Raw genomic sequence first — 23,489 nt, 5'->3', positions numbered from 1 at the left:
GGCAGCGGCGCCGAGACCGCCCTCGCCGCGAATCGGGCCGCCCTGTTACGGGGTCGCCGTGCTGCCCCGGATGCTGCGCGGCGTCGACCGGCCCCGCACCGACGCCCCGCTGCTCGGCCGGCCGCAGGCCCTGCCGGTGGCGGTCGCGCCGATGGCGTACCAGCGGCTCGTGCACCCCGACGGCGAGCTGGCGCTCGCGGCGGCGGCCGGCGCGGCCGGGGTGCCGTACGTGGCGAGCACCCTGAGCAGCGCCACCATCGAACAGATCGCGGCGGCGGCCGGCGGGTCGGTCTGGTTCCAGCTCTACTGGCTGCGGGACCGGGGGATGGTGCGCGAATTGGTGGAGCGGGCGCACCGGGCCGGCTGCACGGCCCTCATGCTCACCGTCGACGTGCCGATCCTCGGGCCCCGGCTGCGCGACGTGCGCAACGGCTTCGCCCTGCCACCGGAGGTCGCCGCCGCGAACCTGCCCGGCAGCCGCGACGACCTGGCCCACGCCGGCACGCCCGGTGCCTCGGCCGTCGCCCGGCACACCAGCGCCGCGTTCGCCTCCGCCCTGACCTGGCCAGACGTCGCCTGGCTGCGCGGGTGCACCGACCTGCCGCTGGTGGTCAAGGGCGTCCTCGACCCCCGCGACGCGGTTCTGGCCGTCGACGCGGGCGCGGACGCGGTGGTCGTGTCCAACCACGGCGGGCGGCAGTTCGACGCCGCCCCGGCCGGGCTCACCATGCTGCCGCAGGTGCGCACCGCCGTTGGTGACCGGTGCGAGGTGCTGGTCGACGGCGGCATCAGCGGCGGCGTCGACGTGCTGCGCGCCCTCGCGCTCGGCGCGTCGGGGGTGCTGGTGGGCCGGCCGCTGCTGTGGGCGCTGGCCGTCGGCGGGCGCTGCGCTGCCGACGCAGCGTTCGCGCTGCTCGCGGCCGAGCTGCGCGACGCCCTCACCCTCGCCGGGTGCGCCGACCCGGCGGAGGCCGGCGATCTGCGTACGATCACGGGAGGCTGAACGTGGACAGTGGACGACCGGTGGACGTGGCCCCGAACGACGTGCGCGTCGAGTCCGACCTCGACGTCGCCGACCTGCACCCGGCGGTCGGCGACCCCGCGCTGAACTCGATGAACTTCCTCAACGAGGTGTCCCAGCGTTACCCCGAGGCGGTGTCGCTGGCCGCCGGCCGGCCGTACGAGGAGTTCTTCGACGTCGCGGACCTGCACCGGCACCTGGAGACCTTCCGCGCCCACCTGGTCGACGACCTCGGGTACGGCCCGGCGCAGGTGCACCGCGCCCTGTTCCAGTACGGCCGCACCAAGGGGATCATCCACGACCTGGTCGCCCGCAACCTCGCCGTCGACGAGCGGATCACCGTCGACCCGGAGTCGATCGTGGTGACCGTCGGCTGTCAGGAGGCGATGCTGCTGGTGCTGCGGGCGCTGCGCGCCGGCCCCTCCGACGTGCTGCTCGCGGTCGCCCCCACGTACGTCGGGCTGACCGGCGCGGCCCGGCTGGTGGACCTGCCGGTGCGCCCGGTGGCCGCCGGCCCGACCGGGATCGACCTGGCGGACCTGCGCGAGCAGCTCCGGCGGGCCCGCGCCGAAGGGCTGCGCCCGCGCGCCTGCTACGTGATGCCGGACTTCGCCAACCCGTCCGGGGGAAGCATCGACCTGGCGGACCGGCGTCGGCTGCTGGACCTCGCCGCTGCCGAGGAGCTGCTGCTGATCGAGGACAACCCGTACGGGCTGTTCCACGCCGACGGGGCGCAGCGGGTGCCCACGCTCAAGGCCCTCGACACCGGGCGGCGGGTGGTCTACCTCGGCTCGTTCGCCAAGACCGTGCTGCCCGGGGCACGGGTCGGCTACGTGGTGGCCGACCAGCGGGTCCGCGACGCGGACGGGACCGTCGGGCCGCTCGCCGACCAGCTCGCCAAGATCAAGAGCATGGTCACGGTGAACACCTCGGCGCTCGCCCAGGCGGTCGTCGGCGGGGCCCTGCTCGCCCACGGGTGCAGCCTGGTAGCCGCGAACGCCCGCGAGCGCGCCGCGTACGCCCGCAACCTGCGTCACCTGGTCGACGGCCTGGCGCGGCGGTTCCCGGCCCCGTCGGCGGTGCGGTGGAACGTCCCGGCGGGCGGGTTCTTCGCCGTGGTGAGCGTCCCGTTCCCCGTCGACGACGCGCTGTTGCGCCGCTCGGCGCAGGAGTACGGCGTGCTGTGGACGCCGATGGCGCACTTCTACGACGACACCGCGCCGGTGGCCGCGTTGCGGCTGTCGATCAGCGCGGTGACGCCCGAACAGATCGACGCCGGCCTCGACCGGCTCGCCATGTTGATCACCGACGAGCTGGCCCGGCTGCCCGTTCCAGCGGCCCGGGGCTGACCTCGTACTGTCGTCGTTCCGCCACCCCCCGTGCGTCCGACGCCCGGCCGGACCGGCCATAATGGACGGCATGGTCGCATGGGAGTACGCACTGTTGGTCCGCCGCTACCAGGGGCAGGGGCGCAATTTCCACGTCTCGTTCATCTGGTACGGACCGGACGGGTCCCGCACCGACATCACCGCGTACGGCGACACCGCGATCGCGCACCTCAACCGGGCCGGCCGGGAGGGCTGGGAGCTGGTCTCCGCCGCCGAGGACGTGAACAACGTCCAGGGCAGCACGGAGGTCCACCGCTACCACCTCAAGCGCCCGGTGCCCTGACCCCACCCACCCGGCGTCGCCCGCCGCACCCGCATCGGTGATCAAGAGGTTCACGTCAGGATCGGCCCCGCCGCTGACGCGAACCTCTTGATCACCAACCAGTGCCGGGTGAGTCAGGCCAGGGTGACCGAGGGGTAGAGGGGGTGGGTGGCCAGGAGGTCGGTGGCCTGGCGGGCGACCTTGTCCGCGAGGGCCGGGTCCAGGACGTACTTGGCCTTCGACGGGGTGCCGTCGGCGTTCGACCCCGGCGTGGTCTGGCTGAGCACGGTGTGGATCAGCTCGGCGGTCGCGTCCATCTCGGCGGTGCCCAGACCCCGGGTGGTCAGGGCGGGGGTGCCGACCCGGATGCCGGAGGTGTACCACGCCCCGTTCGGGTCCTGCGGGACCGCGTTGCGGTTGGTGACGATGCCCGAGTCCAGCAGTGCCTGCTCGGCCTGCCGGCCGGTCAGCCCGTACCCGGAGACGTCGATGAGCACCAGGTGGTTGTCGGTGCCGCCGGTGACCAGCTTCGCGCCCCGGCGCAGGAGCCCCTCGGCGAGGGCCTGGGCGTTGTCGACGATGCGCCGCGCGTAGTCGGCGAAGTCGGGGCGGCGCGCTTCGGCCAGGGCGACGGCCTTGGCGGCCATCACGTGCGGCAGCGGGCCGCCGAGCACCATCGGGCAGCCCCGGTCGACCTGGTCGGCCAGCTCCGGCCCGCAGAGCACCATGCCGCCGCGCGGGCCGCGCAGCGACTTGTGGGTGGTGGTGGTGACGATGTGGGCGTGCGGTACCGGGTCGAAGTCTCCCGTGAAGACCTTCCCGGCCACCAGGCCGGCGAAGTGCGCCATGTCGACCATGAACGTCGCGCCGACCGAGTCGGCGATCTCCCGCATGATCCGGAAGTTGACCTTCCTCGGGTACGCGGAGTAGCCGGCGACCAGGATCAACGGCCGGAACTCGCGGGCCGCCTCGGCGACCCGGTCGTAGTCGATCAGGCCGGTGGCCGGGTCGGTGCCGTAGCTGCGCTGGTCGAACATCTTGCCGGAGATGTTCGGCCGGAAGCCGTGGGTGAGGTGGCCGCCGGAGTCCAGCGACATGCCGAGCATCCGCTGGTCGCCCAGTTCCCGGCGCAGCGCGAACCAGTCCTGCTCGGTCAGGTCGTTGACCTGCCGCACCTGGGCCCGGCGCAGCGCCGGGGACTCCACCCGGTCGGCCAGGATCGCCCAGAACGCCACCAGGTTCGCGTCGATGCCCGAGTGTGGCTGCACATAGGCGTGCGCGGCGCCGAACAGCTCCTTCGCGTGCTCGGCGGCGAGCGCCTCGACGGTGTCCACGTTCTGGCAGCCGGCGTAGAAACGGCGGCCGACCGTGCCCTCGGCGTACTTGTCGCTGAACCAGTTGCCCATCGCCAGCAACGTGGCGGGGGAGGCGTAGTTCTCGCTCGCGATCAACTTCAGCGACTCGCGCTGGTCGGCCAGCTCCGCCCCGATCGCGTCGGCGATCCGAGGCTCGACGGCGCGGATCACCTCAAGGGCGCTGCGGAAGGCGGTGGACTCGGCGTTCGGCGACGACATGCGACCTCCTGGTGACGTGCGGAAGGCCCAGGCGCTCGGCAGACGTCCTGATGACGGGACCGCTTCCCGATGGTTGTCCATCCCCACGCGCCAGTCACGGCCCATGCCGATCCTACCCGGTCGGCGGGAAACCGGGTCGCGCCGCACCACCGTCCGCGCGGTCCCCGCGCCGGGGGCGGCTCCCGTAGGATCGCCTGGTGGTGGGGGAGGCCGATGGGGCGCTGCTTGCGATCAGCGACCTGCATGTGACGTACGCGGAGAACCGGGCGATCGTGGAGGGCCTGCGTCCCCGCTCGCCGGCGGACTGGTTGCTGGTCGCGGGCGACGTGGGCGACACCGTGGCCGACATCGAGTGGGCGCTCGGCCTGCTCAGCCGGCGCTTCGCCAAGGTGGTCTGGGCCCCCGGCAACCACGAGCTGTGGACCCCGTCGAGCGACCCGGTCACCCTGCGCGGGGTGGCCCGCTACCGGCACCTGGTGGACCTCTGCCGGGCCCTGGGCGTGGTCACCCCGGAGGACCCGTACCCGGTGTGGCGGGGCCCCGGCGGGCCGGCGCTGGTCGCGCCACTGTTCGTGCTCTACGACTACAGCTGGCGGCCCGAGGGGCTGGACACCCGCGAGGCGGCGTTGGCCGAGGCGTACGCCACCGGGATCGTCTGCACCGACGAATACCTTTTGCACCCTGACCCGTACCCGAGCCGGCAGGACTGGTGCGCGGCCCGGCTGACCGAGACGGCCGAGCGGCTCGACGCCCGCGACCCGGCGCTGCCGACGGTGCTGGTCAGCCACTGGCCGCTGGTCCGCGAGCCGACCCGGATCCTGCGCTACCCGATCTTCGCCCAGTGGTGCGGCACCGACGCCACCGCTGACTGGCACGTGCGTTACGGCGCCGCCGCGGCCGTCTACGGCCACCTGCACATCCCCCGGACCACCTGGCACGACGGGGTGCGCTTCGAGGAGGTGTCGGTCGGCTACCCCCGGGAGTGGCGACGCCGCGCGGTCCCGCCCGGCCAGCTCCGGCAGATCCTCCCACCGCCGGCCACCTGACGGCGGGTCAGGCGGTGACCGCGTCCAGGGCCTTCTTGATCGCCTTCGGCGCGGTCGGGCTGCGCGGGGCGTCGGCACGCAGCGCGATCATCCGCTCGCCGATCTCCTGCAACTGCTTGCGGCCGAGCGCCTCCCGCACCTTCGGGAACCACTCCTGCTCCTCCTCCTCGACGTGGTGCTCCACGTTCTCGATCAGCACCGTCGTCTTGGCGTTGAAGTGGTCGTCGTCGGCGTCCATGGTGGCCAACTCCGCGCAGAGCAGGTCGGCGACGTGGTGCTCCTCGTACGATTCGAGGATGTCGTCCTCCAGGTCCGGCAGCAGCTTGCGGACCTCCGGGTACATCACCTCGTTCTCCAGGTAGGTGTGCACCGTGAGGGCCTCCAGGATCTGCCCGACCAGCTTCTGCCGCTGACTCGCCGGCCCGTCCTCGGCATCCTGGAAGGCCCTGAACAGACGGCGCATCTCCTTGTGGTCCTCTTTGAGTACGACGATGGCATCGGTCGACACCGGTGACCTCCTTGGTTCGGCTGACAATCGACCGGTACCCCAAGGGCAGCAGCGGAAACAGGCGTCACCCGATCGGCGGACCAAACCGCCTCCGCGCGAGGTGCGCGCGACTGTCGCGCTCGAACCTCGCCGGGCGCTCGCCTTCGCCTACTGACCCGGAGCCCCACGGCCGGGTTATGACGGACGTTCGCTAAGCCCGGCCGTGGCAGGCTGAGGCTCGCCGTCCGGGCGCTGCGGGTCGATGTGATCGGCGTGGTGCAACGCCTGGGCGAGCAGCTTGCGGACGTGGTCGTCGACGGCCGAGTAGTACATGAACGTCCCCTGCCGCCGTGCCGTGACCAGCCGAGACATCCGAAGCTTGGCCAGATGCTGGCTGACCGCAGTCGGCGATGTCCCGGCGATCTCAGCCAGGCACGCAACCGACGACTCGCCCTGCAGCAGCGCCCACAGCACCTTGATCCGGGTCGGGTCGGCCAGCAGCCGGAACGTCTCGGCCGCCAAGTCCACCTGCTCGTCGTCGGGCATGTCGAAATCAGGCAGCTGCTCATGCATACCAACCACCTTATCCAGCCATCCTGCTGTATGCGTACTTGCGTATCTGCGTGACTTTGCAGATATCCTTCAGGCCGTGACACTCGATGAGCGCCTCCGAACGGCGCTGCCAACAACGCCGCAGCCGCGCCCCGGGGCCAGCTGGTGGTGGTCCCTGCCAGAAATCCGCTGGGCCACCATCGCGACCGGGTTCTTCGCCCTTGGCCTTGCCACCCAACTGCTCGGGGCACCGGCCTGGGCATGGTGGGCGTGCTACCTGGCCTGCTACGCGGCCGGGGGTTGGGAACCGGGCTGGGCCGGCCTGCAGGCATTGCGCGAACGACGGCTCGACGTCGACCTGCTGATGGTCGTCGCGGCAATCGGCGCGGCAGCGATCGGTCAGGTCCTCGACGGCGCCCTGCTGATCGTCATCTTCGCCACCTCCGGCGCTCTGGAAGCAGCTGCGACCCGCCGCACCGAGGACTCCGTGCGCCGCCTGCTCGACCTGGCGCCCGAGCGCGCCAACCGCCTCGCCGACGCCGGAGAGGAAACAGTCGACGCGGCCGATCTGCGGGTCGGCGACGTGATCGTGGTCCGGCCCGGCGAACGCATCGGCGCCGACGGCCACGTCATCGACGGGCGCAGCGAGGTCGACCAGGCGAGCATCACCGGCGAGCCGCTGCCGGCCGACAAACAGTCCGGCGACGAGGTCTTTGCGGGCACCGTCAACGGCACCGGGGCCTTGCAGGTTCGGGTCGCCCGACCGGCCGCCGACAGCGTCGTCGCCCGCATCGTCGCCTTGGTGGAGCAGGCAAGCGCGACCAAAGCCCGCGTTCAACTGTTCATCGAGAAGATCGAGCAGTGGTACTCGATCGGCATGGTCGCCGCCACGCTGGCCCTGTTCGTCATCCCGCTGCTGGCCGGTGCCGAGCTCACACCGACGCTGCTACGCGCGATGACCTTCATGATCGTGGCCTCGCCCTGCGCGATCGTCCTGGCGACCATGCCGCCGCTGCTGTCCGCGATCGCCACCGCCGGCCGCCACGGCGTACTCGTCAAGTCCGCCGTCGTCATGGAACGGCTCGCCACGATCACCCGGGTTGCCTTCGACAAGACCGGCACCCTCACCGAAGGCCGCCCGCACCTCACCACCGTTCGGGTACTTCCCGACACCGAGCTGAGCGAACACGAACTGCTCGCGCTGGCCGCGGCCGCGGAAGACCCGTCCGAGCATCCCCTCGCCGGCGCCATCGTCGCCGCCGCCCGCAGCCGAGGGCTGACGCTACGGCCGGCGTGCGACTTCTCCTCCTCGCCGGGCCGCGGCGTCACCGCGCTCGTCGACGCCCGGACCATCCAGGTCGGCAGCGCTCACCGCCTCCTGGACGACACCGTCACAGACCAGACCCTGCGACAGAACACCCACGCCGCCGTGACGGCTCTCGAACGCGACGGCGAGACCGCCGTACTCGTCCTGGTCGATGGGCGGCCTGCCGCCGTCCTCGGACTCACCGACCGGGTCCGGCCCGGGGCCCGGCCCACGGTCGACGCGCTGAACGCCCTCACGACCGCGACGCCGATCCTGCTCACCGGCGACAACGCGACCGCAGCTGCCCGCATCGCCGCCGACACCGGCATCAGCGAAGTGCACGCCGACCTGCTGCCCGAGCAGAAGGTCGACCAGGTCCAACGGCAGAACACCGCCGGGCACCGTCTGCTCCTGGTCGGCGACGGCGTCAATGACGCCCCTGCGCTCGCGGCCGCCCACGTCGGCATCGCCATGGGTCGCTCCGGTTCCGACCTGAGCGTCGCGACCGCCGACGCCGTCATCGTCCGCGACGACCTGACCGCCATCCCGGCCGTCATGAACCTGGCTCGCCGCGCCCGCCGCCTGGTCATCGCCAACCTGATCATCGCCGCGACCTTCATCGCCGTCCTCGTCGGCTGGGACCTGTTCGGCCACCTCCCGCTACCCCTCGGCGTCGCCGGCCACGAGGGCTCCACCGTGATCGTCGGCCTCAACGGTCTGCGCTTGCTGCGTAACACCGCCTGGCGACCCGTCCCCACCGCCTGACCCCTGCCCCGAGCAGGATCCCGCTGAGGAGACATGCGAGCGGATCGGTGGGCCCGACGCGCGCGTCGGGCCCACCGTCTCGTCCGTCAGGCGGTCGCTTCACGCGATGACGGCGGCTTCCGCGCGTCGGGCTGGGCCACGTCGCGGGCATGGCGGCTTCCGGGCCCCGCAGGGTCGGGGTCGGTCAGACCGTGGCGAGGGTGTGGGGGATCTCGTCGAGCAGCTCACGGGCGAGGAAGCCGATCCGGCCGAACCGGGGCACCAGATGCTGCCCGCTGACCGCGTGCGCGAACGCCGCCCAGCAGGCCGCCTGGGCCGGCTCGGCGCCCCGGGCCAGCAGCCCGGCCAGCAGCCCGGCCCGTACGTCGCCGCTGCCGGAGGTGCCCAGCCCGGCGTCGCCGCTCTCCTCCCGCCAGCACCGCCCGTCCGGTGCGGCGATGTGGCCGTAGAGGGAGACCACCGCGTCGTACCGGACGGCCAGCTTGGCTGCCTCGGCGTCCAGGTCGTCGCCGGGGTCACGGCCCAGCAGGTGCGTCGCCTCGGTCAGGTTGGGGGTGAGCACCACCGGCCGGCCCGAGCCGACCAGCAGGTCCGGGGCGTGGCTGAGCGCGCCGAGGGCGTACGCGTCGAGCACCAGCGCGGTCTGCTGCTGCGCGGCGTCGAGGACCCCGCGCAGCAGCTCCCCGGCCGAGTCGATGTCCTTGAGCCCGGGGCCGACGGCCACCACGTCGGCGTCGGCCACCAGCCCGTCCAGCGGGTCGCCGGGTCGGCCGGCGACGGCACCGTCGGCGGTTTCGGGCAGGCCGACGACCAGCGCCTCCGGCACCTGGATGCTCAGCGCGGCGGCGGTGGACTCGGCGGCGGCCAGTTGCAGCACCCCCGCGCCGGCCCGCAGGGCGGCCACCCCGGCCAGCAGCACCGCGCCGGGGGCGAACCGGGAACCGCCGACGACCAGCACGGTGCCCCGGGCCTCCTTGCCCCCGGTCGGTATGGGCAGCGCCCACCGCCGCAGCAGCGCCGGGGTGATCACCTCAGACCGGTTCGGCATGGACCTCGTCCTCCCTGGTCGGCCGGGCGCCCTGCTGATGCAGGTGGGTGACGTCGTGAAGGTGTCGGGGGTGAGCCGGCCGTCGGCGTCGGCGGCCCAGCCGGTGACCGAGCAGTTGGCGATCACGTGTTCCCGGGTCAGCGCCATCAGCTCCGGCTCGGTCAGCCCCTCCACGAGATAGCGGAGCAGGAACACCAGCGCGTCGTGGCCGAAGATCAGCACGCGACGGCCGGCGTGGTCCCGGCGCAGGTCGCCCAGCAGGGCGCGCAGCCGCAGCGCCACGTCCGTCCACGACTCGCCGCCGGGTGGCCGGTAGTAGAACTTGCCCAGCCGGGCCCGGCGCTGCGCCTCGTCGGGGTAGCGGCGGGTGACGCCGTGCCCGGTCAGCCCGTCGAGGATGCCCAGTTCCCGGTCGCGCAGCCGTTCGTCCCGGGTGACCGGGATGCCGGTGCCATCGAGGGCCAGCTCGGCGGTGCGGACGGCCCGCAGGTACGGCGACACCACCGCGACGTCCGGCCGCCGCCGCTGCGGCAGCCCGGCCAGCCAGCGCCCGGTCGCCCGGGCCTGCTGCTCGCCGGTGGGGGAGAGCGGCACGTCCGCGTCGCGGTTGGTCAGCCCAATCAGCTCCGCCCCGGAACTCTCCGCCTCGGTCGCCGCGACGTTCGCCGTGCTCTCGCCGTGCCGCACGATCCACAGCGCTGCCAGTTCCGCCATGCGCCGCACCGTACCCGCAAGCCCCGGCCGGTAACCCCGGCCGGACCGGGGTCGCCTGCTCAGTTGAGCAGTCTGGCCAGGCGTTCCCGCAGTCGGGGGGCGAGGCTCGACGTGTACGTGGCGGTGAGGTGGCTGGTGTCGCGGTAGATCAGGACACCGCCGATGACCGCGGCACAGGGATCGGTCGGGCAGATCGCGTCGTTGAGGTCGATCAGGTGGATGTCGCGCTGCCCGGCCGCCGCCGACTCCTGCGCCACCCCGCCGCCCGCGCTCAGGGCGGACTCGCGGTCCGTCGCGCAGCGCGTCAACTTCCGTCGGTTGGCCGCCACGCACTCGGGGGCGTTCCGCTCCAGGTAGGGCGAGTCGCGTAGCACCGCCACCGTTGTTCCCGCCGCCGTTACCGCCTGCCAGGTCGCGCGCAGGCCCTCGGCCATTCCCCGGTTCGCCGCGTCGGTGTCGTCCTGGGCCACCCCGAAGGGACGGTAGAAGGTGTTGCTGACCAGCAGCAGGTCCGGCTTGTCGACCTCGATCAGTTGCTGCTGCACGACGCGGTTCCAGTCCCGGCAGCCGGGCTCCGGTCGCTCGCGCCAGGCCACCTCGATGGCGATGAAGGGGCAGGCGGACCGGGTGTAGGTGAGCAGCCGCCAGCCCTCCGCCTCGGCGATGAGCTTCAGGGCCGGCAACCACTGGTTCGCATGCGAGTCCCCGGCGAGCGCGACGGTGGTCGTTCCGTACGGGTCCCCGTACTTGCAGGGGAATGCCTGGTCGCCACGTTGCCCGGCACCGCAGGCGGGCACCCACTGCTCGGGCCCGTCCTTTTTGGCGACGCTCGGATCGGGGGTGATGGAGGAGACCCGGTCGACGGCGGCCCCGGCGCGGTCGCCCAGCGGCTTCTTCGCGAGCACCGCCGCACCGGGCGGCCCGCTGGGGGTCGTGGTCGCGACCGGGGCGGTGCCGTCGATCGGCGGCAGGGCCACCGGGGACGGCGGTGCCTGCCGGGGCGGCCACACCGTGAGCTGGAAGAGCAGGCCCGCGGCGACGGCGGCACCCGTGCAGAGGGCGCCGACGCGCAGGGCGGCACCCGGTTCCCGCCGCAGGGCCTGGGACATCCGGATCGGGTTCTCCACGAACCGGTACGTGAGCACGGCCGGCACCGCGGACAGCGCCACCACGCCGAGGCCCGCCGGTGCGCTCAGCTCGCCGAACCGCGCCTCGGTGGCGACCAACAACGGCCAGTGCCAGAGATAGAGCGAGTAGGACACCGCGCCTACGGCCCGGATCGGCCGCCACCCGAGCACGCTGGCGGGGCCCGCCCGGCCGGCGGCCTGAGCGCCGGCGATCACGGCCGCGGTGCCGACCGTCGGCAGCAGCGCCTGGTAGCCGGGGAAGGCCCGGTCGGGGTCGACGAGGAAGGTGGAGGCGGCCACCATGGCCAGCCCGGCCCAGGCGAGCGCGGCGGCCAGCGCACGCGGCAACCGGAGTCCTCGGGTGCCGGCGATGGCGACGGCCCCGCCGAGGGCGAGTTCCCACAGCCGGGTGGTGGTGACGAAGTACGCCGGCCCGGGGTTGGTCTGGCTCTCGTGGACCGACCAGGCGAACGAGGGCAGGGCGACGAGGGCGAAGCCGATCATCAGGGCACCCCGGCGCAGCCGGCGGCGCCCGCCGAGGACGGCGAGGCCGAGCAGGAGCAGCGGCCACACCAGGTAGAACTGTTCCTCGACGCCGAGGGACCAGAAGTGCTGGACGATGCTGGGTGCCGCGTCGGCCGCCCAGTAGTCGGTGGACTGGACGGCGAGCCGCCAGTTCAGCCCGTAGGCCGCGCTGGCCACCACGTCCCAGGCGGTGTCCGCCCAGCGGGTACGGGGCAACAGGAGCCAGGTGAGCAGCAGGCTCGCCACCAGCACCACGGCCGCGGCGGGCAGCAGGCGCTTGGCCCGGCGGGCGTAGAAGCCGGTCAGACCGATGCGTCCGGTGCGTTCGAGCTCGGCGACGAGCAGTCCGGTGATGAGGAATCCGGAGATGACGAAGAAGACGTCGACGCCGGCGAAGCCGCCCGGGGCGAGGTCGCGCCCCGCGTGGCCGACGAGGACCATGACCACGGCGAGGGCCCGCAGACCCTCGATATCCCCCCGAAAGGCCGACCGCGCGGACCCCTCCGGCGTGATTGGCAAGCGCATCCATGCCCCGTTTCGCCCAAATAAACGCTTGGTTCGCGACGTGTACAACGGGGCGTGGCGACAGAGGTTATCCCCTGCCCGGCCCTCGGGCCCGAGGCGCGTAGGGCCGGACCCGGCGGGTAAGCACGTGGCCGTACCGTAGCCGAGACACGGGGAGGTTGGCCGTGGCCACGATGGTCAAGGAGATCAGCAGTCCGTTGAAGGACAAGAACTACGACCTGATCCACGCGCTGCAAATGTCGCTGGAGCATGTCTACCGGATCCAGACGTACATTTCCGACGCCGAGGAGCGCGGCGACAAGGAACTCGCCGCCTGGTTCCGCAAGATCCAGGAGAACAACCGCAAGTCGAGCGAGCAGGGCAAGCAGATACTGATCGATCGGCTCCAGCACGAGAACGGCTGAGGTCGAACGCGGCGGCCGGGTGGACTGGGGTCCACCCGGCCGGCGTGTGCCCGCCGACCGGGGCAGCGCCGGGCGCGTCCGCCCGGCAGAATGTCACCGCGCCGCCGGTGGTCCCGCCGGCGCTGGTGTCGACGGGCGCCGGCCGAGGCCGGCCGGGAGGGTGCGGCGGCGATGACGGTGGTCAGGGGTCTGCGCGAGGCGCTCGTGCTGTTCGTCGTCGCGCTGGTGGCGGTCGCCGCCGTGGCGGGCGCGTGGACGGCGGTCAGCGGCGGCGACTTCGTCTTCCGGCTCGGCGTCGCGCTCATCGTCGTCGGCACCCTGCTCGGGCTGACCGGCGACCTGACCCTGAGCCGGATCGGCATGCTGCCCGCGCGGGCGGCGTTCGGGCTGGCCCCCGAGCGGGAGGACGCGGGCGGCGGCAGGGTGCTCACCGGGGTCGGCATCTTCCTGTTCGTCTCGCTGCCGTTGATGGCCGTCGGGGTGGCGCTGCTGTCCTGACCCAGCCCGGCCGGGCTGCGTGACGTGCAAGCCCCGACCGCGCCTCGGAGCTCACTCCCAGGGGCTGCGGGCGCCCTCGAACTCCTCGAAGACCAGCCAGCTACGGGTGGACAGCACCCCGGTGATGCCCTGCACCCGGTCGAGCACCACATCCCGCAGGGTGGCGTTGTCCGGCGCGCGGACCAGGGCGAGCACGTCGTGCTCGCCGCTGAGCAGCGCGACGTGCTCGACGTAGCGCACCCGGGCCAGCTCCGCCGACACCTCGCGCCAGGTGTTCTGCTGGATGGTCAACGCGATGTACGCCGACGTGCCCAGCCCGGCCGGCTCCGGCGCGACCCGCGCCCGGAAGCCGGTGATCACGCCGTCGCGCAGCAGCCGCTCCACCCGCGCGTACGCGTTGGTCCGGGAAACGTGCACCCGCTCGGCGAGGGTGCGGATGGAGATCCGGCCGTCGCGGACCAGCTCGTCGAGGATGCGCCGGTCCACCTCGTCGAGCGGCCCGGCCGAACGTCCCGCCCCGCCCGCCGCGCCCGGCTCCCCGCTGGTCTCCCGGTTCACGATCGGCCCCCTTCTGTGCAATTCGTCCCACGTTCATCGGGCGTGTTGAGTCAATCATCCATCGGCAGGACCATAGGCCCACCACAAGTCCAGGAGGTCCCCGCCGTGACAACCACACCCCAGGCGGTCCGCAGGGCATCCCCGCGCATCCGCCCGCCGGCCAAGAAGCCCACCAAGGCGCCCGCCCGCGAGCAGGCGGCGACCGATCCGTCTGCCGCCCTGCTGCCGCACGCCGAGCCGGTGCGGCTGCTCGACCCCGACGGCACTCCCCGGCCGGCCCGCGCCGACTACCCCGAGCCGCCCGTCGAGGCGCTGCGCGAGATGTACCGCCGCATGGTGGTCGGCCGGCGCTTCGACGCCCAGGCCACCGCCCTGACCAAGCAGGGCCGGCTCGCCGTCTACCCGTCCTCGCGCGGCCAGGAGGCGTGTCAGGTCGGCGCGGTGCTCGCCGTCGGGCACAACGACTGGGTCTTCCCGACCTACCGCGAGTCGATGGCGCTGGTCTCCCGGGGCATCGACCCCGTCGAGGTGCTCACCCTGCTGCGCGGCGACTGGCACTGCGGGTACGACCCCGCACGGGTGCGCACCGCCCCCCAGTGCACCCCCCTGGCCACCCAGTGCGTGCACGCCGCCGGCCTCGCCTACGGGGAGGCCCACCAGGGCCGCGACACGGTGGCGCTGGCCTTCATCGGCGACGGCGCCACCAGCGAGGGCGACTTCCACGAGGGCGTCAACTTCGCCGCCGTGTTCAAGGCCCCCGTCGTGTTCTTCGTGCAGAACAACAAGTACGCCATCAGCGTCCCGCTGTCCCGGCAGACCGCCGCCCCGTCGCTGGCGTACAAGGGCGTCGGGTACGGCGTACCCAGCGAACAGGTCGACGGCAACGACCCCGTGGCCGTGCTCGCCGTGCTCACCCGCGCGGTCGCGCACGCCCGCGCCGGCAACGGCCCGTACCTGGTCGAGGCGCACACGTACCGGATGGAGCCGCACACCAACGCCGACGACGCCACCCGCTACCGCGACGGCGCCGAGGTCGACACCTGGCGTGACCGCGACCCGATCGCCCGGCTGGAGACGTACCTGCGCACCCGGGGCGCGCTCGACGACGCGGCCGTCGCCGCGATCGCCGCGCAGGCCGAGGGGTACGCCGCCGACCTGCGTGAGCGGATGCACGTCCAGCCCGAGGTCGATCCGCTCAGCCTCTTCGACCACGTCTACGCCACGCCTACCCCACAACTGGTCGAGCAGCGCGAGCTGGTCCGCGCCGAGTTGGCCGCCGCCGGGGAGGGCGAGGGCTGATGGTGGCGACCACCATGGCGAAGGCGCTCAACGCCGCGCTGGCCGACGCGCTGGCCGACGACGAGCGGGTGCTCGTCTTCGGCGAGGACGTCGGCAAGCTCGGCGGCGTCTTCCGGATCACCGACGGCCTCCAGGCCCGGTTCGGCGAGAAGCGCTGCTTCGACACCCCGCTCGCCGAGGCCGGCATCGTCGGCTTCGCCGTCGGCCTGGCCATGTCCGGGCTACGGCCGGTGGTGGAGATGCAGTTCGACGCGTTCGCGTACCCGGCGTTCGAGCAGATCGCCTCGCACGTGGCGAAGCTGCGCAACCGCACCCGGGGCGCGCTCAGCGTGCCCATGGTCATCCGGGTGCCGTACGCGGGCGGCATCGGCGGGGTCGAGCACCACTGCGACTCGTCCGAGGCGTACTACGCGCACACCCCGGGCCTGAAGGTCGTCACCCCGGCGACGGTCGCCGACGCGTACTCGCTGCTGCGCGAGGCGATCGCGGACCCGGACCCGGTCGTGTTCCTGGAGCCGAAGAAGCTCTACTTCTCCAGCGCGGAGGCGGACCTGCCGGCGGCCACCGAGCCGTTCGGCCGGGCCGTCGTGCGCCGCCCGGGCACCGACGCCACCCTGGTGGCGTACGGGCCGGCGGTGCCGGTCGCCCTCGACGCCGCCGAGGCCGCCCGCGAGGAGGGCTGGGACCTGGAGGTGGTGGACGTGCGAACCATCGTCCCGCTCGACGACGCCACCATCACCGCGTCCGTGCGGCGGACCGGCCGGTGCGTGGTGATCTCCGAGGCGCAGGGCTTCGCCGGGGTCGGCGCGGAGATCGCCGCCCGCGTGCAGGAGCGCTGCTTCCACGCCCTGCACGCCCCGGTGCTGCGGGTATCCGGGCTGGACATCCCGTACCCCGCGCCCATGCTGGAGCACACCCACCTGCCCGGTGTGGACCGGGTGCTCGACACGGTGGCCCGGCTCCAGTGGGACGACCGGCCCGACGCGCGCTGGCTGCCGCAGGGGAGCGCCGCATGACCACCGTCGACGGTACCCGGGTGTTCCTCCTGCCGGACCTGGGCGAGGGCCTGACCGAGGCGGAGATCGTCGAGTGGCGGGTCGCCGTCGGTGACAACGTGACGGTGGACCAGAGCGTGGTCGAGGTGGAAACCGCGAAGGCCGTCGTGGACGTGCCCTGTCCGTACGCCGGGCGGGTCGTGGCCCTGCACGGCGTGGCGGGCGAGACGCGCCCGGTCGGCCAGCCGCTGATCACCATCGCGCCGGCCGACGGCGGCGACGAGAGCGCCGGGCAGGCCACGTACCGGGAGCAGGAGCGGGCCGGCAGCGGCAACATCCTCATCGGGTACGGCACCGGGCACGGCGCGGCGGGCCGGCGGCGCCGCCGGCCCCGGCTCGCGGTCGCCCCCGAGCCGCCGGCCACCCCCGGGTCCTCGCCGCCCTACACGGCCACGCCCATGCCTGTCCCGACGCCCGTGCCCGGCTCGGCGGTTCCCGGCTCGGCGTCGGCCTCCGGAGGCGGGGTCGCCCTGGTGATCTCTCCGATCGTCCGGCGGCTGGCCCGCGAGCACGGCGTCGACCCGGCCACCCTGCGCGGCACCGGCCCGGGCGGGGTGGTGCGCCGGGCCGATGTCGAGGCGGCCCTCGCCACCCCGGCCCCCCGGCTCGCCCCGGTGCCGGAGGGCACCGAGCCGACCGCGACCGGCGGGGCCGCCAACTCGGCGGGCGACGGGAATCTGGTCATTCCGCTCACCGGCGTCCGCAAGGCGATCGCGGACAAGCTCTCCCGCAGCCGGCGGGAGATCCCCGAGGTGACCATCTGGGTCGACGCGGACGCCACGGCCCTGGTGGAGACCCGCCGGGCGATCAACGCCGCGACCCCGGACACGCCGGTGAGCCTGCTGGCCCTGCTGGCCCGGATCTGCCTCAGTGGGCTGCGCCGGTTCCCGCAGCTCAACGCGCGCGTCGACACTGAGGGGCAGCGGATCGTCCAGTCCCGGGGGGTGCACCTGGGCATCGCCGCGCAGACCGACCGGGGCCTGCTCGTCCCGGTGCTGCGCGACGCGCAGTCGCTCACCACCCGGGAACTGGCCGCGGCGCTCGCCGAGACCACGGCCGCCGCCCGGGCCGGCACTTTGCCGCCGGCCCGCCTCACCGGAGGCACCTTCACCCTCAACAACTACGGCGTGTTCGGCGTCGACGGCTCCACCCCGATCATCAACCATCCCGAGGCGGCGCTGCTGGGCGTGGGGCGGATCGTGGACAAGCCGTGGGTCGTCGACGGGCAGCTCGCGGTACGCAAGGTGACCCAGCTCAGCCTCACCTTCGACCACCGGGTCTGCGACGGCGGGGTGGCCGGCGGCTTCCTGCGGCACGTCGCGGACTGCGTGGAGCAACCCGCCCTCCTGGTCGCCAACGTGTGAGCCGGTCCCGGCGGTGCGCCGCCGGGACCGGAACCCTTCGCCCCGCCTGTCCCGTTTCCCGCGCCGCCCGCCCCGAATGCGCCGGAAATGTGCCCCCAGCCCGATCGTCCGGTCGATTGCCCGGCCGGTCCCGGAAGGCTGTCCTCGATCCGGAAAACAGCGGCCATCGCGACGGAAGAGGACACTCCTTCACCCTGATCGGGCGCGGTTCCTTTCGGCCGGCCCCTTTCCCGCCCTGTTTCTCCGCGCGGTGGACGGGAAATCGGGCGCCGGCGACGACCACCCGGTCGGGGGCAACCGAATCTGGGACAACCACGACGAACATCCCCAGACCCACGGGCTGTGGATCACCGTGCGGGCCAGCCGCGTGGCCTGCCGGGTGCAGGACAACGACCTGGCCGGGCAACGCGGTGGCCGCCACCGCCTGGACACGCCGCCGGTGGGCGGCCGGTGGGACCGCGACCACGGCGACCAGGACTGGCACCGAGGGCGGCGAACCGGTCGTCCGGGGTGGACCTGCCGATCGGTGACGTCGGCCTCTCCGGGCGCGGCATACCATTTTCCTCCCGCCACCGCCGAAACTGTCGACAATAGCTACGCGCCTTTCCGGGAACTGCGCCGCGCCTCCCGTCGCGCCGTACACAATGTGGTCAACGGGGAGCGGAAAAGAGGTGCGGAATATGGACGTGAGGCGGCGAATGAGGCTCATGGCGGTAACCATCGCGGCCATGCCACTGGTCCTCGGCGGATGCACCGCCGAGCGAGAGAGGGCCGCCGAGCGAGCCGGGCGGGCGGCGCCCGCGCCCGTGGTCGACCTGTCGCCCGCCGATCGGGCCCGCGACGTCCCGATCAGCGCCGAGATCGGCACCAGCGTGGCCCACGGCAGGGTCACCGGCGTCCGGCTCACCGACGACAAGGGCCGGCAGGTCCCGGGCGAGCCCCGGCAGGACGGTACGAGCTGGGTTCCCAACGCGCCGTTGGCCGGCGGGCGGACGTACACCGCCGAGGTGACGGTGACCGGGGACGGCGGGAGGACCGCCACCCGCAGGACGACGTTCACCACCGCGCCGAAGCCGACCAAGCCGGCCATCACCAGCACGCTCTACTTCGCCGGCAACCAGACGTACGGCACGGCGATGCCCGTGACGGTGGCCTTCGACCCGGGCGTGCCGAAGGAAGCCCGCGCGGCGGTGCAGAAGCGGCTGTTCGTCAGGACCGACCCGCCGCAGCCGGGCACCTGGTCCTGGCTGGAGGACGGCACCCAGGCCTACTACCGCGCGCCCGACTTCTGGCGGCCAGGCACCAGGATCAGCGTTCGGGCGGCCCTGGAGGGCCTGCCGATCGGCAAGGACCTGGTGGGCGACGCCGAGCACCGCGCCACCTCGAAGATCGGCCGGCAGGTCTCCCTCGACATCGACAACGCCACCAAGCAGATGTCGGTCTTCCGCGACGGCAAGCTGGTTCGCCGGATCCCGGTCAGCCTCGGCAAGCCGAGCACGCCCAGCTCCAGCGGCAAGATGGTGATCATGGAGAAGCACGAGCGGACGACGTTCGACACCCGAGGTGAGCCCGACGGCGGCTACGTGGTCGACGTCGACGACGCCCAGCGGCTCACCTGGGGCGGGGAGTTCATCCACTCCGCGCCGTGGTCGGAGGGCGACCAGGGCAACACCAACGTCTCGCACGGCTGCGCCAACGTCTCCGCCACCGCCGCCGACTGGCTGATGGGGATCACCCAGGTCGGCGACCTCGTCACCGTCACGGGCACCGAGGTGCCGCTGCGGGCCGGCAACGGATGGACAGCCTGGAACGTGAGCTGGGACGAGTTCGCCAAGGGCAGCGCCCTGCCCGTCCCGGCCGGGCTGCGGCCCAGCCCGCACACCGTGCCGCACCCGGGGGCGGTGGCCGGCGGGGGATCGCCCGGGCCGACGCCGTCGGCCAGCGGCGGCTGACCATCGGGAGGAACGACCGCTGGGCCGGCCCGTCACCGCACGGTGACGGGCCGGCCCCTGTCCCGAACCGGCACGACCGCCAGCGGCATCCGGCCCCGCCATACGCCGCGCAGGCGGATCGCGGCCAACAGGTCGCCGTCTAGTCGAGCCGCACCCGGGCCACGCCGGAGCTGACCAGGGAACCCAGCCAGAGCCGGTCGCCGTGCTGGCGTACCCCGGTGATCATCCAGTAGGCGCCGCGCGGGCCGTGCAGGGTCCGCAGCACCGTGCCCGCGCCGTCGACGAGCGCGACCAGCCCGTAGCGACGCGGCTGCGGCCGGACCGCGTCGGGCAGCAGCGCCACCAGCTGCCGCAGGCGCGGGTGCGGCAGTAGGCGCTCCACCACCGGCAGCCGGGGGCTGGGCAGGGCGATCCAGTACGTCCCGTCGCCGACCCCGCAGAGGTTGTCCGGGTACGCCGGCAGGTCCGCCAGCATCGTGGCCCCGCCGCCGGGCAGGTCGACCCGGAGCAGCCGGTGGGTGGTCGTCTCCACCAGAATCAGCGCCGACTCGTCGGGGGTCAGCGCGATTCCGTTGGGGAAGTAGAGCCCGTCGGCCACCACGTCGGTCCGCCCGGTGCCCGGATGGTAGGCCAGCACCCGCCCGTTGGGCCGGTGTTCGAGCAGGTCGTGCTTCCAGTGCGACAGAGGAAAGCGGTCCGAGCTGTCGGTGAAGAAGATCGTGCCGTCCCGGGCCACAGCGGCGTTGTTGGCCAGGTGCACCGGCGGGGCGGTGCCGGTCAGCTCCCGTACCGCCCCGTCCGGGGTGACCCGCAGCAACCCCCGGTACGCGTCGCAGACGACCAGGCTGCCGTCGCGCGGGTCGAGTTCGATGCCGAGCGGACGGCCCCCGGTCTCCGTCAGCGACCTCGCGGGCGTGCCCGCCGGCGCGTCGGCCGGCCACCACCAGAGCCGGCCGTCCTCGTCCCCGCTGATCACCCGGCCGGCCGGGTCGACCACCACGTCCTCGGGGCCGTGCGCGCCCCTGGGCAGCGGCAGCAGCTCCACCTCGTCGAGCCGCCGGTCGTCGGGAGCCCACGGCCCGGCCAGCGGGGGCGGCACGGTGGCCGGCTCGCGGACGGGGCGGATGGGCCGGGGTGCGCGGGGGCGGGGCACGACCATCGGCCCATTGTCGCCCCGCCGCCGCGCCGGAGTCGCGTCGCGCGGCGGCGTGTCGGCCGGTCGGGCCGGGCCGCAGCATCGCCCCCCGACCTCCTGCCAGGGCGTATCGGGGGCGGCTCGGGGTCAGACCCTGGGTGTACCCGGAGTCACTTTTGAACAGGGCGGAAATGTCGGTGGGTGGGGCTAGATTCGTGGCCATGGAGCAGCGCAGCGATCGATTCCACGTGCAGATCAACGTGGGTGACGACGTGGTGGAGATGCGGGCGAGCGGCGAGGTCGACATCGCCACGGTCAGCGTGCTCCGCGCCGCGCTCTGGGCCGCCCCGGCCCGGCCGCTGCTGCGGCTCGATGTCTCCGGCGTCCGGCTGCTCTCCGCCGCCGGGGTGCGGGCCCTGGTCGCCGCGCACCGCCGGGTCCGCGCCCGTGGCGGTGAGCTGGTGCTCGTCGACCCGACTCCGACGGTGGCCCGGGTGCTGCACGTCACCGGCCTGAGCCGGGTCATCCCGGTCCGGGCGTGTGCCGCCGCCGGCCCGCTCGCCGCCGCGCCGGTTGCCCTCGAGCCCGCCGCGTCCGTCACGGCCGCGTCTGCGGGGGCAGCGCCCGCGCTGCTCGCGCTGCCCCCGGGGCTGCTCGCGCCGCTGGTCACCGAGCGGGGCACCGCGCCACTGGTGCCCGCCTGACCTGGGCCGCCGGGGCGGTCCCGCGCTGCTTTCCGCACCGGCGAAGCCGAGGCCGCCGGCCATCGCCGACGACCCCGGCCCGGGAGCTGACGCGGGTCAGCGCACGCCGAGCAGGTCGACGACGAAGACGAGCGTCTCGCCCGGCGCGATGACGCCTCCGGCGCCCCGGCTGCCGTAACCGAGGTGCGGCGGGATGGTCAGCTTGCGCCGGCCGCCGACCCGCATGCCGACCACGCCCTGGTCCCAGCCGGCGATGACCCGCCCGCCGCCCAGCGGGAACTCGAACGCCTCGCCCCGGTTCCACGACGCGTCGAACTCGCGGCCCGTCGAGTGCGCCACGCCCACGTAGTGCACGCTGGCCCGCTGCCCCGGCTGGGCCTCCGGGCCGTCGCCGACGGTGATGTCCTCGATGACGAGATCGGCGGGCGGCGCGCCCTCGATCGGGCCGATTTCGGGCTTGTCCATGCCGTACGCCTCCTGGTCGGTGGTGCGTCCACTGCGGTCGCCGTCGATCCTGCCGGATCGCCATCGGCCGATCTCCATCGGTCCCGCCGCACCGGCGGGGTGAGCGCCGTGATCGGCGGCCTAGACTCGGGCGGTCGACGGCCGACGGAGGAACAGGCGGATGACGCGCACCGGTAGTGACCACGGCTCCCTGCTGCGCCCGGTCGCGGCGTCGGCCGGGCGGGCCCCGGTCCTCACCCGCGCCGGTCAGGTCGTGTACGCGGCCCGGCGACTGGGGGAGCTGGTGTACGGCCGGCCGCCCGGGGTCACGGGCCACCAGTGGAACTCGGCCGGCCGGGAGGGCTTCGACCACGTGGTGTGCGCGGGGGACAGCGGCCGTCCGCTGTTCGCCGTCGAGGTCGGGCCGCCGGCCCCGACCGGTTCCGCCGCGCAACGCGCCGAGCGGATGAAGGATGCGGTCTGCGCGGCGGTCGGCCTGCCGGTGCTGCGGGTCGCCTCGCCCACCCTGCGCGCCGCCGACCACGGCCGGCGGATCGTCGAGTACGTCATCGACGCCCGCGCCTACGCCGACGCCGTGTCGCCGGAGCCGGGACAGAACGACCCGGGGGACGTTGCGCCGGTGCGGTTCCGGGAGATCGTCGGCCGGCTGCCGGACGGGCGCAGCGGCCACGTCAACGACCTCGGCGCCCTCGCTCGGGCGGCGGCCGTGGAGGCGTACGTCTCCCGCCGGCTGGTCGACCCGATCGTCCGAGGCCTGCACGTGTGCTGGACAAGCGGCCCGGTGGAGGGCTGGAGCTGGGTGGAGGTGCTTCCCGGCCGGTGCCTGGTGGAACGGGTCGAGGTCATCCAGAAGCGCTTCTCGTGCGGCGTCGATGCGGGTCGGCTCGCCGAGGACCTGGCCGCCGTGGCGGTCGGCGAGCGGCTGCGCGGCATCGAGGCGGCCGGCCCCGAGCTGGTGGCGCGGGAGGAACTCGACCGGGACATCCGCGGGCTGCGTCAGCGGCGCGACGAGATGCGGGGCGGCTTCGCCTACGACCATCTCTGCGCCGGCTGACCGACGCGTCCACCGGGGCGACCGGGTCTCCACAAATTCCCGTATCCGGGTTGAACCTTCGCCGTCGCGGCTCCGTACTCCAGCGCGAATGGACACGGATCTCCCCCGCCGCGCCGGCCGGCGCGACGACGATGAGGAAAGGGCATCGTCGGTCATCGACACGCGACCGGAACGTCGCAGTGATCCTCGCCGAGGCATCCCACCCGAATTCATCGGTCCGACGGGATCACGGGTCTACTACCGGATCGAGAAGGAGAGCAATTCGATGCGCAGGTCCCCACGGGCGCGCCGGTCATCCGGTAACGCGCGGAGCAAGCGGCTGCTGGCCGTTGTCGGCACGCTTGCGGTCTTCGGTGGAGTCGTCGCCGTGACCCAGATCTCGTCGGCCCAGGACCGGCGGACGACCACCCGCGCCGCGGCGGCGTCATGCGTGGCATCCAGCCCCGGTGCGACCTCGAATATCGGCAGCAGCACCACCCAGACATGGCAGAACGGTCGGTGGGTGCGCAATCACTGGGGTGACGGCCAGATGTCGGCCGCGGAATGCCAGTCGCTCAAGGCCGGCGGCGCGACCAACGCCAACACCAACGCCGCCGCGGCGGGCTCGACTGTCGCCTGCCCCGATGTCGCCAGCAAGCTGCCCCCGGTCCCGGCCGCGGCC

General features: G+C 73.6%; 19 protein-coding genes, 3 pseudogenes and 1 riboswitch. Of the genes and pseudogenes, 14 read left to right on the top strand and 8 right to left on the bottom strand.

The window, feature by feature from the left end:
- From MCAG_RS01920 to MCAG_RS01910, 3 genes and pseudogenes are all read left to right on the top strand, one after another.
- Positions 1-1,003, top strand: a pseudogene (locus tag MCAG_RS01920) (alpha-hydroxy acid oxidase); the annotation flags it as partial.
- A complete protein-coding gene (locus MCAG_RS01915) occupies positions 952-2,370 on the top strand; it encodes a PLP-dependent aminotransferase family protein (protein ID WP_083802162.1) in 1,419 nt (472 codons plus the stop codon). The pseudogene MCAG_RS01920 and the gene MCAG_RS01915, both read left to right, overlap by 52 nt.
- Positions 2,371-2,431: 61 nt before the next feature.
- Positions 2,432-2,692 carry a hypothetical protein gene (locus tag MCAG_RS01910; RefSeq protein WP_007071306.1) on the top strand — a complete coding sequence of 87 codons (261 nt, stop codon included), beginning with the start codon at positions 2,432-2,434 and terminating at the stop codon, positions 2,690-2,692.
- 113 nt (positions 2,693-2,805) lie between these two features.
- Here the strand turns inward: MCAG_RS01910 and MCAG_RS01905 are convergent, their stop codons facing one another.
- Entirely contained in the window at positions 2,806-4,245 is a 1,440-nt protein-coding gene (locus MCAG_RS01905; RefSeq protein WP_007071305.1) for a glycine hydroxymethyltransferase, read from the bottom strand.
- Between the two features lie 18 nt (positions 4,246-4,263).
- Positions 4,264-4,353, bottom strand: a riboswitch (ZMP/ZTP riboswitch).
- An 86-nt stretch (positions 4,354-4,439) separates the two neighbouring features.
- Here MCAG_RS01905 and MCAG_RS01900 point away from each other — a divergent pair.
- Positions 4,440-5,291 (top strand): metallophosphoesterase, encoded by an 852-nt coding sequence (locus tag MCAG_RS01900; protein ID WP_007071304.1) that lies wholly within the window; start codon positions 4,440-4,442, stop codon positions 5,289-5,291.
- 7 nt (positions 5,292-5,298) lie between these two features.
- Here MCAG_RS01900 and MCAG_RS01895 read toward each other — a convergent pair whose 3' ends face one another.
- Together MCAG_RS01895 and MCAG_RS01890 are read right to left on the bottom strand one after the other, a co-directional pair.
- Positions 5,299-5,799: a hemerythrin domain-containing protein gene (locus MCAG_RS01895; RefSeq protein ID WP_007071303.1), complete on the bottom strand. Its 501-nt coding sequence runs from the start codon at positions 5,797-5,799 to the stop codon at positions 5,299-5,301.
- Between the two features lie 174 nt (positions 5,800-5,973).
- On the bottom strand, positions 5,974-6,351 hold the full coding sequence (locus MCAG_RS01890) for a metalloregulator ArsR/SmtB family transcription factor (RefSeq protein WP_036371934.1): 378 nt from the start codon (positions 6,349-6,351) through the stop codon (positions 5,974-5,976).
- A gap of 76 nt (positions 6,352-6,427) precedes the next feature.
- Here MCAG_RS01890 and MCAG_RS01885 point away from each other — a divergent pair, with 76 nt between their 5' ends.
- Complete coding sequence (locus tag MCAG_RS01885; protein ID WP_007071301.1) at positions 6,428-8,401, top strand: heavy metal translocating P-type ATPase; 1,974 nt, start codon at positions 6,428-6,430, stop codon at positions 8,399-8,401.
- Positions 8,402-8,585: 184 nt separating this feature from the next.
- Here MCAG_RS01885 and MCAG_RS34305 read toward each other — a convergent pair whose 3' ends face one another.
- Both MCAG_RS34305 and MCAG_RS01870 read right to left on the bottom strand, forming a co-directional pair.
- On the bottom strand, positions 8,586-10,163 hold the full coding sequence (locus tag MCAG_RS34305; RefSeq protein ID WP_232290045.1) for an NAD(P)H-hydrate dehydratase: 1,578 nt from the start codon (positions 10,161-10,163) through the stop codon (positions 8,586-8,588).
- Positions 10,164-10,222: 59 nt separating this feature from the next.
- On the bottom strand, positions 10,223-12,340 hold the full coding sequence (locus MCAG_RS01870) for an acyltransferase family protein (protein WP_050777817.1): 2,118 nt from the start codon (positions 12,338-12,340) through the stop codon (positions 10,223-10,225).
- 197 nt (positions 12,341-12,537) lie between these two features.
- On the opposite strand from MCAG_RS01870, the gene MCAG_RS01865 reads away from it, so the two are divergent.
- Both MCAG_RS01865 and MCAG_RS01860 read left to right on the top strand, forming a co-directional pair.
- Complete coding sequence (locus MCAG_RS01865; protein WP_232290044.1) at positions 12,538-12,744, top strand: hypothetical protein; 207 nt, start codon at positions 12,538-12,540, stop codon at positions 12,742-12,744.
- 171 nt (positions 12,745-12,915) lie between these two features.
- Positions 12,916-13,242, top strand: a complete 327-nt coding sequence (locus tag MCAG_RS01860; protein ID WP_036371930.1) for a hypothetical protein — start codon at positions 12,916-12,918, stop codon at positions 13,240-13,242.
- 51 nt (positions 13,243-13,293) lie between these two features.
- Here MCAG_RS01860 and MCAG_RS01855 read toward each other — a convergent pair whose 3' ends face one another.
- Positions 13,294-13,728: an Lrp/AsnC family transcriptional regulator gene (locus MCAG_RS01855; protein WP_369751349.1), complete on the bottom strand. Its 435-nt coding sequence runs from the start codon at positions 13,726-13,728 to the stop codon at positions 13,294-13,296.
- A 144-nt stretch (positions 13,729-13,872) separates the two neighbouring features.
- Here MCAG_RS01855 and pdhA point away from each other — a divergent pair, with 144 nt between their 5' ends.
- The 4 genes from pdhA to MCAG_RS01835 all read left to right on the top strand — a co-directional run bounded on the left by pdhA (position 13,873) and on the right by MCAG_RS01835 (position 19,470).
- Positions 13,873-15,099 (top strand): pyruvate dehydrogenase (acetyl-transferring) E1 component subunit alpha, encoded by a 1,227-nt coding sequence (gene pdhA / locus MCAG_RS01850; RefSeq protein ID WP_036375998.1) that lies wholly within the window; start codon positions 13,873-13,875, stop codon positions 15,097-15,099.
- Positions 15,099-16,115, top strand: coding sequence for an alpha-ketoacid dehydrogenase subunit beta (locus tag MCAG_RS01845; protein WP_007071295.1), 1,017 nt, complete (start codon positions 15,099-15,101; stop codon positions 16,113-16,115). Before pdhA ends, MCAG_RS01845 begins: the two co-directional genes overlap by 1 nt.
- Positions 16,112-17,518 (top strand): dihydrolipoamide acetyltransferase family protein, encoded by a 1,407-nt coding sequence (locus tag MCAG_RS01840; RefSeq protein ID WP_007071294.1) that lies wholly within the window; start codon positions 16,112-16,114, stop codon positions 17,516-17,518. Before MCAG_RS01845 ends, MCAG_RS01840 begins: the two co-directional genes overlap by 4 nt.
- 680 nt (positions 17,519-18,198) lie before the next feature.
- Positions 18,199-19,470: an Ig-like domain-containing protein gene (locus MCAG_RS01835; protein WP_036371928.1), complete on the top strand. Its 1,272-nt coding sequence runs from the start codon at positions 18,199-18,201 to the stop codon at positions 19,468-19,470.
- A gap of 139 nt (positions 19,471-19,609) precedes the next feature.
- On the opposite strand, the gene MCAG_RS01830 is transcribed toward MCAG_RS01835, so the two are convergent.
- Complete coding sequence (locus MCAG_RS01830; protein WP_007071291.1) at positions 19,610-20,629, bottom strand: SMP-30/gluconolactonase/LRE family protein; 1,020 nt, start codon at positions 20,627-20,629, stop codon at positions 19,610-19,612.
- A gap of 197 nt (positions 20,630-20,826) precedes the next feature.
- Here MCAG_RS01830 and MCAG_RS36040 point away from each other — a divergent pair.
- Positions 20,827-21,138: pseudogene (locus MCAG_RS36040) on the top strand (STAS domain-containing protein); the annotation flags it as partial.
- Positions 21,139-21,405: 267 nt separating this feature from the next.
- Here MCAG_RS36040 and MCAG_RS01820 read toward each other — a convergent pair.
- Complete coding sequence (locus tag MCAG_RS01820; protein ID WP_007071290.1) at positions 21,406-21,774, bottom strand: FKBP-type peptidyl-prolyl cis-trans isomerase; 369 nt, start codon at positions 21,772-21,774, stop codon at positions 21,406-21,408.
- Between the two features lie 160 nt (positions 21,775-21,934).
- On the opposite strand from MCAG_RS01820, the gene MCAG_RS01815 reads away from it, so the two are divergent.
- Positions 21,935-22,828 (top strand): DUF2726 domain-containing protein, encoded by an 894-nt coding sequence (locus MCAG_RS01815; RefSeq protein ID WP_007071289.1) that lies wholly within the window; start codon positions 21,935-21,937, stop codon positions 22,826-22,828.
- An 88-nt stretch (positions 22,829-22,916) separates the two neighbouring features.
- Positions 22,917-23,489 (top strand): annotated as a pseudogene (locus MCAG_RS34295) (hypothetical protein); the annotation flags it as partial.

It is taken from the genome of Micromonospora sp. ATCC 39149, assembly GCF_000158815.1.
Taxonomy (GTDB): Bacteria; Actinomycetota; Actinomycetes; order Mycobacteriales; family Micromonosporaceae; genus Micromonospora.
The sequence above is the reverse complement of the archived record's forward strand: the minus strand, read 5'-3'. Positions and strand labels throughout refer to the sequence as shown.

Bases quoted from the DNA above. Each gene is read 5' to 3' on its own strand.
- MCAG_RS01870 (WP_050777817.1), bottom strand. From the start codon at position 12,340: ATGCGCTTGCCAATCACGCCGGAGGGGTCCGCGCGGTCGGCCTTTCGG.
- MCAG_RS34305 (WP_232290045.1), bottom strand. From the start codon at position 10,163: ATGGCGGAACTGGCAGCGCTGTGGATCGTGCGGCACGGCGAGAGCACG.
- MCAG_RS01820 (WP_007071290.1), bottom strand. From the start codon at position 21,774: ATGGACAAGCCCGAAATCGGCCCGATCGAGGGCGCGCCGCCCGCCGAT.
- MCAG_RS01835 (WP_036371928.1), top strand. From the start codon at position 18,199: ATGGACGTGAGGCGGCGAATGAGGCTCATGGCGGTAACCATCGCGGCC.
- MCAG_RS01860 (WP_036371930.1), top strand. From the start codon at position 12,916: ATGACGGTGGTCAGGGGTCTGCGCGAGGCGCTCGTGCTGTTCGTCGTC.
- MCAG_RS01890 (WP_036371934.1), bottom strand. From the start codon at position 6,351: ATGCATGAGCAGCTGCCTGATTTCGACATGCCCGACGACGAGCAGGTG.
- MCAG_RS01910 (WP_007071306.1), top strand. From the start codon at position 2,432: ATGGACGGCATGGTCGCATGGGAGTACGCACTGTTGGTCCGCCGCTAC.
- MCAG_RS01845 (WP_007071295.1), top strand. From the start codon at position 15,099: ATGGTGGCGACCACCATGGCGAAGGCGCTCAACGCCGCGCTGGCCGAC.
- MCAG_RS01815 (WP_007071289.1), top strand. From the start codon at position 21,935: ATGACGCGCACCGGTAGTGACCACGGCTCCCTGCTGCGCCCGGTCGCG.
- MCAG_RS01840 (WP_007071294.1), top strand. From the start codon at position 16,112: ATGACCACCGTCGACGGTACCCGGGTGTTCCTCCTGCCGGACCTGGGC.
- MCAG_RS01905 (WP_007071305.1), bottom strand. From the start codon at position 4,245: ATGTCGTCGCCGAACGCCGAGTCCACCGCCTTCCGCAGCGCCCTTGAG.
- MCAG_RS01830 (WP_007071291.1), bottom strand. From the start codon at position 20,629: ATGGTCGTGCCCCGCCCCCGCGCACCCCGGCCCATCCGCCCCGTCCGC.